The organism is Clostridium sartagoforme AAU1 (assembly GCF_000401215.1).
Taxonomy (GTDB): domain Bacteria; phylum Bacillota; class Clostridia; order Clostridiales; family Clostridiaceae; genus Clostridium; species Clostridium sartagoforme.
In genome coordinates this window covers 1-8,156 of the sequence record NZ_ASRV01000074.1, presented here as the reverse complement: position 1 = coordinate 8,156, position 8,156 = coordinate 1, and the positions used below count along the sequence as shown (strand labels likewise).

Here is an 8,156-nt window from a genome sequence, read left to right as displayed (position 1 = left end):
AATTTATATTTTAGAAAAAGCTTGTATGTTATAATATTTAATAAAATAAAATTATTAAACATTATAGGTGATAACAATGAATTTAGATAATAAATCTTTAGAAGTTAATAATGAGAATTATATACTTTCTAATAATGAAGATGTCTTATCCTCTGAAATTATAAATAAATATTTAAGTGAAAATAATAATGAGTTTAATATAAATGTATATAAAACAATTGATTCTACCAATACAGCAATAAAAGAACTTGCAGTTAATGGAGAAAGAGAAGGTACTATAATTATTTCAGAGGAGCAAACTGGAGGCCGAGGAAGATTAGGCAGAAAGTTTCATTCACCAAAAGGTACTGGAATTTATATGAGCATTCTTTTACGTCCACAGATAAGTGCTTCAATATCATTTCTTATTACTATCGCTGCTGCTGTGGCTGTGGCTGAAGCTATAGAAGCTGTTTCTGATAAGGAAGCTAAAATAAAATGGGTTAATGATATATATTGTGACAACAAAAAGGTATGTGGAATATTAACAGAAGCATCTTTTAATTTTCAAAGTAATACAATTGATTATGCTGTTTTAGGTATTGGTATTAATGTAATAGCACCAAAAGAAGGCTTTGCAAAGGAAATTAAAGATATAGCAACTGGAATTTTTGAAGATTATTCTCATACGTCCATTCATATTAGAAGTAAGCTTATAGCTAAAGTTTTGAATCTCTTTTGGGATTATTACAAACACATAGAGGATAGGTCTTTTCTGAAATCTTATAAAATGAGATCTCTATTAATTAATAAAGAGGTAACTATATTTACTAATAAAATTTATGAAAAAGCCACTGTTCTTGAAATTGATGATGAATGTAGACTTAAAGTTAAGATGGAAGATGGTGCTATTAGATTCTTATCTTCTGGTGAAGTAAGTATTAAACTATAAAGAGCCTAGGAAATCTAGGCTCTTTGGACAGTATTTAGTTTTGTATGTCTTTTTCCCATGGATTAGGATAAAAAATAAGTTGTAAAAAATTAAACTTACACTCTCTATTATTATCTTTTACCTTTTTGAGTTATTTTGTATTTTTCTCCTTTATTATTATATGTAATCCATTCACCAATTGGTTCTCCATTTTCAAAGTACCCTGAACGTTTAATTGTACCATCTGGTCGATACCATTCCCAATATCCTTCTGGTTGATTATTTACAATTTTACCTTTAGACCACATAGTAATTCCGTTAGCATGGTATTTAATTGTATAGCCATCAATTACTTCTAATTTCTTTTCTTTAATTCCATTAGGATGGATTAGATCACATTTTTCATTATCCATAGACTATACTCCTCTTTTCTTATAAGTTGATAAACACCGCATATTCACTTTTGAATAATAAGTTATTCATATAATTAGCTGCTTCTATATATTAACCTTGCAGTCCATTTTCTTGACGTTCCATGTTTTCAATAACAACATCATATATATCTCCTAAAGAAGCACAATACTCAAGTACCCTCCATGGAGTATTAGTATGAAAATGAACCTTTATCAAATCTTCATCTCCAACTGCAAGTAAACAATCTCCCTCAATATTTTTAGTTATATATTCATTAATTGCATCTTCTGAAAGATTATTCCCCTCAATTAATAATTGAGTATCAAATTTATATTCAAGCATATTTATTCTCCTTTCAAGCTTCAGTTTCCATATTAGTTAAATGAAATCAATTTAACTTAATATTATTCTGAATAGATTATAACATATTTTTTAATTCTATTCTATCTGCTTCAAGTGCTGAAAATGTATCCCTATATGACCAATCCCAAGAATTATTATAGATACAATCATCCAAATTACCTTCCCATATACTCCTAATAACAAAAATGCCATAATAGGAAGAGTTGCTCCAGGAACTGGAATACCATATAAACTACGATAGAAATTTTTCAATGTAGGTTCTCCTGTAAAATACCTAACCCAATATGCCTCATATAAAACCATTAAAATAAATGATAGGATTAGCCAGAGACTCCAAAGAGAAAAAGTAGTAATATTAAAATCTGAAAAAATTAAAGCACAACATGTTACAGCTACTTGTCCAACACGCTCAAATATGAGCAATATTTTGTTTTCATTGCTATAATCATAGTTTTCTGGCTGATGCTTTATCCAGATAATATTAGGAATAAATAACATCAATAAATAAACTAATCCTATATATGAAAATCCTATATGTCCTAACATATAATTTCCTCCAAAACTTAACTTATATATTCATATTCAACTCTTTAACATTTTTTATTCTTATTAATTTATCTTCATAGCATAACAGCATATTTTCATATTTATCTCGCTTATCTTCAAAATCTTTTGTCCACTTGAACATATTTTTTAACATTTCAAAGGTAGGATTGTAATTACATTTTTCTATTCTAAACTTTTGTTTTAAAATACGTGTAATTATTCTCATCCTTCTAATATGTAATGGAGTATCTAAGAAAATAATTTTATCCGCCATATCAAACAAGCATTTTTGACTTTCTCTATAAGTTCCCTCAATTATCCAATGACCTCTTTTGTCAATTTCTAAAATTCTATTTAATTGCTCAGAATCCGAACGTTTATATCTCTCTTCTCCTTCTCCCCCCATGCTATGCTATCTCCTTCATAACATGGGATATTGTATTTTAAAGATAGCTCTTTTGAAAGTGTTGTTTTTCCACTTGCAACTATACCAAAGATTAATATTTTCATATATTCTCCAATCAAACTAAATCCAAATAGATAGCTTATAAAATAAGTAACCCATTTTCATCGTATTTAAAATTAGGTCCCCATGCAACTTCCCAATAATAACCATCAAGATCACTAAAATATGCATGATATCCCCCCCAAAATACATCTTGAGGTTCTTTAACTATAGTCGCTCCAGCACTTCTAGCTAACTCAATAACTTTATCAACATCTTCTTTAAATTCTACATTATATGCTAATGTGATACCTGAAAATCCACTATTTATTTTTGGAGGATTTTCTTCATTTATATCCTCAGCTAATAAATCTAAAGGATAAAGCTCAAATTTTGTTCCTGCTGTATCAAAGAACACTACTTTTGGATTGTCTTCTTTTTCATCAGTTTTAAATCCAAGTCCATCTCTATAGAACTTTATCGCTCTTTCCATACTTCTTACCCCTAAACAAATACATGTAATTTTATTCATTCTCAATCTCCTCATATAATATTTTTATAGCCAGTTTTTATTTTTTAAATAATTATAATTTATCTATTAAAGTATTCCATGTAAGTTCTAGAATCCCTGTCATATTCTTGGGCTCATTTGAAACATAAGTTACAACTGCATTCTTATCTGGCAAAATCACTACATAATTACCATATAACCCATCCATACGATATGAACCATTATATGAATTCATCCACATTTGATAGCCATATCCTTGATGATGATCTTCTGTTGCAAACTTTTCATTAAAATCTTTTGTTTGAATCTGAACAGATGTTGCTTGCTCTATATAACTTGAAGGAATAAGTTGATTTCCATTCCATATTCCTTTATTAAGTATTAGCTGCCCAAATCTGGACAACTCATCAGCTGTTAAATACACCCCAGAAAACCCTTGTGGAATTCCCTTTGGGCATGTATCCCATTTAGGTTTCGGTATTTGTAAATATTTAAATACCTTTTCATTTAAGTATTCATCTAATTTACTTCCTGTTGTTATACTTATAATCTTTGAAAGCATATAAGTTGCTGAATTATCATATATAAAACGAGTACCTGGTTTAAATATAATTGGCTCATTAAAAAATAATTGAGATATATCCCACTCCTTATCATCACTCCAGTCAGCTTTCATTACAGGACACTCTCCATGACCACTTCCCATACAAAGCAAATCATGAATAGTAATTTCTTTTAAATATTCATTCATAGGTATCTCTTTTGCCTCAGGAAAAAATCTATAATCTTATCTGTAAGATTAAGATATCCTTCACTAATTGAAATTCCTACTGCTATTGATGTAAATGTCTTGCTTACAGAATATAAAAGTATTGGCTTTTCTTCTTCAAAATCATATTTTGCAATTATATTTCCATTTTTCCTAACAACAACATTAAGCACGTGAAGGTTTTGATCTTTTACTGATACTATTAAATCTTTTAATATTTCATTATTCATTACATTATTCTCCATTTATAATTCATTTTATATATATTATATAGGCATCTAACATAAAGCTTTCACTTCATTAACAAGTTCCTCAAGTATTTCTACTCCTTTTCTTGTATTACTTTCATTAAAAGAAATTAAAGTAATAAGCTCATCTATTCTTTTCTTATAATTTTGCGGTTTAGTTTTAAAAGCATCTATCATTTTTACTGCTTTTTTCTCATTAATACAATACTCATTATTTAAAGCAAATAAAACTTGATTTAAGGAAGAAATACTTCTGAAGCAATGACCACAAACATATGAAATATCATCTTTGTCTATATTTGATTTAGCAAACATTAGAGAAAAAGAGGCTTCAAACATATACCAACCAATTATTGCATTTCTTAAGTTTTCTGAATAAGGTATAGTTTTTTCTTTTAATTCGGTAATTTTATTTTTAGGATCATCTAATATCTTACAAATTGCTACTTCTCCCATATACATAGAGTTTAAATAAGCATGTGGATGTCCTGTCTGATAATTTGATGAAATTTTTCCATTTAAACAATCATCAATTACTTTCGATACACGTTTTACATCACGAAATATAAAATCCACACGATATCCTTGAATTACTAGCCATCCTCCTGCATTTACCCAAGGACCCCATTCTCCTAATGAACTAACTAAATTTATTCTATGTTCATCATCTAGCTTTGTAGCAATTTTATCAATTTCACTAACTTTAAACCCCTCTGATTCATTGTAATATATACCAATATCAATATCAGAATCTTGATGATTTGTACCTCTCGCTCTTGAACCTCCTAAAACTATTCCTACAATACCAGGAATACCTTTAAGTTCAGTAGTTATTTCATCTAAAATTTTTTTAATAATCATATTTATCTCCTATATTTATCTTAAATTAACAAATTGTCATTTATTGTTTATGATTTTATACAACTATTTTTTTATATATTTTGGGTTTATCCTTGCCATTACGTATTCATTTTCATATTTACCATTCCTAATAGCTGCAAGACGTTTAAGACCTTCCTTTTCAAAGCCTAGTTTTTCATAAAGGTGAATAGCCCTTTTATTATCTTCAAAAACTCCTAATTCAACACGAATCAGCATCAACCAGTTGTCTGCAACATCAAGTAAAGCTTCCATTAATGCAGTTCCAACGCCAATATTTTGATAGTCCTTATGAATCATAATGCCTATACTACCACTATGTCGTGTGCGAGGATTTGCATTTATCACTAAACCTGCAGTACCAATAATAATTTCTTCACCATTTTTATCCTCTATTACAGCTACAAATTGGTGATGGTTGCCATCCATATTCATAATAAAATCCTCATTACGTTTTACTCTCTCTGATGGGATGCCAAGTATATTTTCAAACACACCTGGCATACGCCTAAGTAAATTTATTCCTTTTCCATCTCCAATATCTATTGGTCTTATTAAAAACTTCATTCTAACTTGCCCCCTATGCTATTTATTATAAATAAATTTTAAACTCCTCTTAAAATAATTCAATAAGCTTTATAAATTTCAACAAATAATAATTCATTGTTAGTTATTATTATGATATAATATGTATATTATATTTTATATAAAGGAGGTTAATAAAAGTGAAATATTTCATTATTGAAGGTACATTAAACTCTACTTTAGAAATAGATGAAAGTGTTATGAAGGAACATATAGCTTATTCTCAAAAAGCAATAGAAAGAGGTGTAACATTAATAACAGGACTTAAGGAAAATATGAGTGGCGGAATTTTAATCATGAAAGCTAATTCTATCGAAGAAATCAAAGCTTATTTAAATTCTGATCCACTTAAAATTTCTGGTTCTCAAGAATATAATATTATAGAATTTACTCCTCACTATACTCATCCACAAACTAATGAATGGTTTGATAGATAAATTTAAATAATCAAATGATAATACTAATAGATTAATACATTTTTAAGGGAACTCTTAGATTTCCTTAAAAATGTATATAATTTATAGGTATTATTCATAATAAATCCTATCTATTAAATTATCTTCTTGCCTTTCCAGATATATGATCTATATTTACTTTTATAACTTTAGTTTTTGAACCTGCATTTTTAATATATATTTTACCCTTTTCTATATAATCTGGTGAATATTTATTTATTAATTCCAAAAGAACTACATTTTTTCATCATCAAAAACTTCTTTTGCACTCCCAAAGATTATTACACTTTCATATTTAGTGCTAAACTTATCTGGCAATACATTTGTTTGTCCAACTACACAAAAAGATACTTTATCATTATTTTTCAAGTTTTCTAACTTATGTCCTTCTAATGCACTATGAAAATATATTGAATCATTTGTATAAATATAACTTAATGGAACCCCATAAGGATATCCATTTTCATTCATCGTAGATAAAACTCCATATTCACACTTTTTTAATAGTTGTATTGCTTCTAACCTATCAATTTTTCTATCACTTCTTCTTATTCCATTAAACATATTAACTCCTTCATAATCCCTTTTAATATAAACTATCACGTTTTATTCACTTATAATTTTTCTAAATATATTGTATTTCCTTATTAATATTATTCTTATCTAACATTTTTCCAAGCCAACAATCTTTATATTCCATATCATCATCAATACAAAAGTTCATTTCAACACAAGTATTATTTTCTAATATATTTTCATTTAAAATTCTTATCAAAGCTTCCAATTAGTCTGTCTCCTTAAATGATTTTAAATTTCTTTTATTCCAAAACCTATCCACCTGCCATCAATATCTTCAATAACAAACTCTTTATTACAATAATCAGTATGTGATAATTTACGAACAATTTTAGCTCCTGAATTTTTTAATTCCTCTTGTAAGATTTCTTGATTATTTGTTATAAAATATGCATCATAACCATATCCATATAGCTTTCTATTTGGAATTACTTCCTGTCCATTTGATTTTGTCAAAATAATCTCAGTAAAATCACGATACAAACAAATATGTGGTTCACTTACATCAAGATATTCTTCCACTCTGAATCCTAGTACCTCTTTATAATAAGCTGCTGTCTTTTTTATATCAGATGTTGGGAAAACACAATGTGACATATATAATATTTCTTTCATAATATCTACCTCCACATGAAACTATTAATCTATAGCTGCTCTATAATAGATGTGTTATAAGGTCATTTTATAATTTTATCATCTTACAACACTTGTCTATAATCTCATTAAATGTCCCTTTATCAATATCTTTAATTGATAATAAAGGTTTTGGTTCACCATAATATTCATTAACTCTTTTTTCAAACCAAGTAACATCATGCCATTTATCAAATTTATATCCCGTATTATGATAAACTCCTAATTTATTAAATCCAAAATACTCGTGTAATTTTTCACTATTTATATTATTAGATGTAACTACTCCATATATATTTTGAATATTTTGTAGTTTAGATATTTCAATTAAAGCCGTATAAAAAGCCTTTCCTAATCCATAATGTAGATATTTATTATCGATATAAACAGATAACTCAACATTCCATTGATAAGCTGCCCTTTCTTTATGTCTATATGAATATGCATATCCAATTATTTTTTCATCTAAAGTACAAACTAAATAAGGATAATCTTTTGATATTTTTCTAATACGATTTTTAAATTCTTCAATTGATGGTACTTCATATTCAAAAGTTATTATTGTATCCCTTATATATGGTGCATATATTTGTAAAATTTCTTCTGCATCATTTTCACTAGCGATTCTTATTTTTATATCCATTTTTTATCCTCCCAGTATGCTTCAGTTTTATTTTTATCTTTATTGGTAAAATCTTAACTATTTTATATAAATTACACTTCTTTTTTGGTAATTATATCATAATTATAGATTTAATGTATATCCTTCTTTTGTTATATAATTTGTTCTTATTTATTATATTTATACTTATTTACGAGTAT

The 8,156-nt window shown here is 27.4% G+C and carries 15 protein-coding genes and 1 pseudogene; 2 read left to right on the top strand and 14 right to left on the bottom strand.

Annotated elements, in window-relative coordinates; all coding sequences use genetic code 11:
* Positions 1-76: 76 nt before the first annotated feature.
* Positions 77-931 carry a biotin--[acetyl-CoA-carboxylase] ligase gene (locus tag A500_RS05885; protein WP_016206674.1) on the top strand — a complete coding sequence of 285 codons (855 nt, stop codon included), beginning with the start codon at positions 77-79 and terminating at the stop codon, positions 929-931.
* A gap of 110 nt (positions 932-1,041) precedes the next feature.
* On the opposite strand, the gene A500_RS05880 is transcribed toward A500_RS05885, so the two are convergent.
* From A500_RS05880 to A500_RS05845, 10 genes are all read right to left on the bottom strand, one after another.
* On the bottom strand, positions 1,042-1,323 hold the full coding sequence (locus A500_RS05880) for a toxin-antitoxin system YwqK family antitoxin (protein WP_016206673.1): 282 nt from the start codon (positions 1,321-1,323) through the stop codon (positions 1,042-1,044).
* A 91-nt stretch (positions 1,324-1,414) separates the two neighbouring features.
* Positions 1,415-1,666, bottom strand: a complete 252-nt coding sequence (locus tag A500_RS05875; protein WP_016206672.1) for a hypothetical protein — start codon at positions 1,664-1,666, stop codon at positions 1,415-1,417.
* A 96-nt stretch (positions 1,667-1,762) separates the two neighbouring features.
* Positions 1,763-2,233, bottom strand: a complete 471-nt coding sequence (locus A500_RS05870; RefSeq protein ID WP_016206671.1) for a hypothetical protein — start codon at positions 2,231-2,233, stop codon at positions 1,763-1,765.
* A gap of 22 nt (positions 2,234-2,255) precedes the next feature.
* Positions 2,256-2,639, bottom strand: coding sequence for a P-loop NTPase family protein (locus A500_RS05865; protein WP_016206670.1), 384 nt, complete (start codon positions 2,637-2,639; stop codon positions 2,256-2,258).
* Positions 2,588-2,743 carry a DNA topology modulation protein FlaR-related protein gene (locus A500_RS21145; protein ID WP_016206669.1) on the bottom strand — a complete coding sequence of 52 codons (156 nt, stop codon included), beginning with the start codon at positions 2,741-2,743 and terminating at the stop codon, positions 2,588-2,590. Before A500_RS21145 ends, A500_RS05865 begins: the two co-directional genes overlap by 52 nt.
* Before the next feature lie 35 nt (positions 2,744-2,778).
* The gene (locus A500_RS05860; protein ID WP_016206668.1) at positions 2,779-3,210 is read right to left on the bottom strand and encodes a VOC family protein; all 432 of its coding nucleotides are present in this window, start codon (positions 3,208-3,210) and stop codon (positions 2,779-2,781) included.
* Between the two features lie 52 nt (positions 3,211-3,262).
* Positions 3,263-3,940 (bottom strand): serine hydrolase domain-containing protein, encoded by a 678-nt coding sequence (locus tag A500_RS05855; protein WP_016206667.1) that lies wholly within the window; start codon positions 3,938-3,940, stop codon positions 3,263-3,265.
* A complete protein-coding gene (locus tag A500_RS21650; RefSeq protein ID WP_016206666.1) occupies positions 3,937-4,188 on the bottom strand; it encodes a serine hydrolase in 252 nt (83 codons plus the stop codon). The genes A500_RS05855 and A500_RS21650 overlap by 4 nt, the downstream gene beginning before the upstream one ends.
* 48 nt (positions 4,189-4,236) lie before the next feature.
* Positions 4,237-5,067 carry a nucleotidyltransferase domain-containing protein gene (locus A500_RS05850; RefSeq protein ID WP_016206665.1) on the bottom strand — a complete coding sequence of 277 codons (831 nt, stop codon included), beginning with the start codon at positions 5,065-5,067 and terminating at the stop codon, positions 4,237-4,239.
* A gap of 63 nt (positions 5,068-5,130) precedes the next feature.
* Positions 5,131-5,652 (bottom strand): GNAT family N-acetyltransferase, encoded by a 522-nt coding sequence (locus A500_RS05845; protein ID WP_016206664.1) that lies wholly within the window; start codon positions 5,650-5,652, stop codon positions 5,131-5,133.
* Between the two features lie 158 nt (positions 5,653-5,810).
* Here A500_RS05845 and A500_RS05840 point away from each other — a divergent pair, with 158 nt between their 5' ends.
* Positions 5,811-6,107, top strand: coding sequence for a YciI family protein (locus A500_RS05840; protein ID WP_016206663.1), 297 nt, complete (start codon positions 5,811-5,813; stop codon positions 6,105-6,107).
* 118 nt (positions 6,108-6,225) lie between these two features.
* Here A500_RS05840 and A500_RS05835 read toward each other — a convergent pair.
* The 4 genes and pseudogenes from A500_RS05835 to A500_RS05825 form a co-directional block, all read right to left on the bottom strand.
* A pseudogene (locus A500_RS05835) lies at positions 6,226-6,689 on the bottom strand (pyridoxamine 5'-phosphate oxidase family protein).
* A 61-nt stretch (positions 6,690-6,750) separates the two neighbouring features.
* Positions 6,751-6,909 (bottom strand): hypothetical protein, encoded by a 159-nt coding sequence (locus A500_RS20330; RefSeq protein ID WP_156174326.1) that lies wholly within the window; start codon positions 6,907-6,909, stop codon positions 6,751-6,753.
* Between the two features lie 23 nt (positions 6,910-6,932).
* Positions 6,933-7,316, bottom strand: a complete 384-nt coding sequence (locus A500_RS05830; protein WP_016206662.1) for a VOC family protein — start codon at positions 7,314-7,316, stop codon at positions 6,933-6,935.
* Between the two features lie 67 nt (positions 7,317-7,383).
* Positions 7,384-7,977, bottom strand: a complete 594-nt coding sequence (locus A500_RS05825; RefSeq protein ID WP_016206661.1) for a GNAT family N-acetyltransferase — start codon at positions 7,975-7,977, stop codon at positions 7,384-7,386.
* Between the last annotated feature and the right edge of the window lie 179 nt (positions 7,978-8,156).

What these genes read in the sequence shown, in the direction of transcription:
- A500_RS05870 (WP_016206671.1), bottom strand. Translation starts at nt 2,233, where the DNA reads ATGTTAGGACATATAGGATTTTCATATATAGGATTAGTTTATTTATTG.
- A500_RS05825 (WP_016206661.1), bottom strand. Translation starts at nt 7,977, where the DNA reads ATGGATATAAAAATAAGAATCGCTAGTGAAAATGATGCAGAAGAAATT.
- A500_RS05845 (WP_016206664.1), bottom strand. Translation starts at nt 5,652, where the DNA reads ATGAAGTTTTTAATAAGACCAATAGATATTGGAGATGGAAAAGGAATA.
- A500_RS21145 (WP_016206669.1), bottom strand. Translation starts at nt 2,743, where the DNA reads ATGAAAATATTAATCTTTGGTATAGTTGCAAGTGGAAAAACAACACTT.
- A500_RS05860 (WP_016206668.1), bottom strand. Translation starts at nt 3,210, where the DNA reads ATGAATAAAATTACATGTATTTGTTTAGGGGTAAGAAGTATGGAAAGA.
- A500_RS05880 (WP_016206673.1), bottom strand. Translation starts at nt 1,323, where the DNA reads ATGGATAATGAAAAATGTGATCTAATCCATCCTAATGGAATTAAAGAA.
- A500_RS05850 (WP_016206665.1), bottom strand. Translation starts at nt 5,067, where the DNA reads ATGATTATTAAAAAAATTTTAGATGAAATAACTACTGAACTTAAAGGT.
- A500_RS05830 (WP_016206662.1), bottom strand. Translation starts at nt 7,316, where the DNA reads ATGAAAGAAATATTATATATGTCACATTGTGTTTTCCCAACATCTGAT.
- A500_RS05875 (WP_016206672.1), bottom strand. Translation starts at nt 1,666, where the DNA reads ATGCTTGAATATAAATTTGATACTCAATTATTAATTGAGGGGAATAAT.
- A500_RS21650 (WP_016206666.1), bottom strand. Translation starts at nt 4,188, where the DNA reads ATGAATAATGAAATATTAAAAGATTTAATAGTATCAGTAAAAGATCAA.
- A500_RS05855 (WP_016206667.1), bottom strand. Translation starts at nt 3,940, where the DNA reads ATGAATGAATATTTAAAAGAAATTACTATTCATGATTTGCTTTGTATG.
- A500_RS05865 (WP_016206670.1), bottom strand. Translation starts at nt 2,639, where the DNA reads ATGGGGGGAGAAGGAGAAGAGAGATATAAACGTTCGGATTCTGAGCAA.
- A500_RS05885 (WP_016206674.1), top strand. Translation starts at nt 77, where the DNA reads ATGAATTTAGATAATAAATCTTTAGAAGTTAATAATGAGAATTATATA.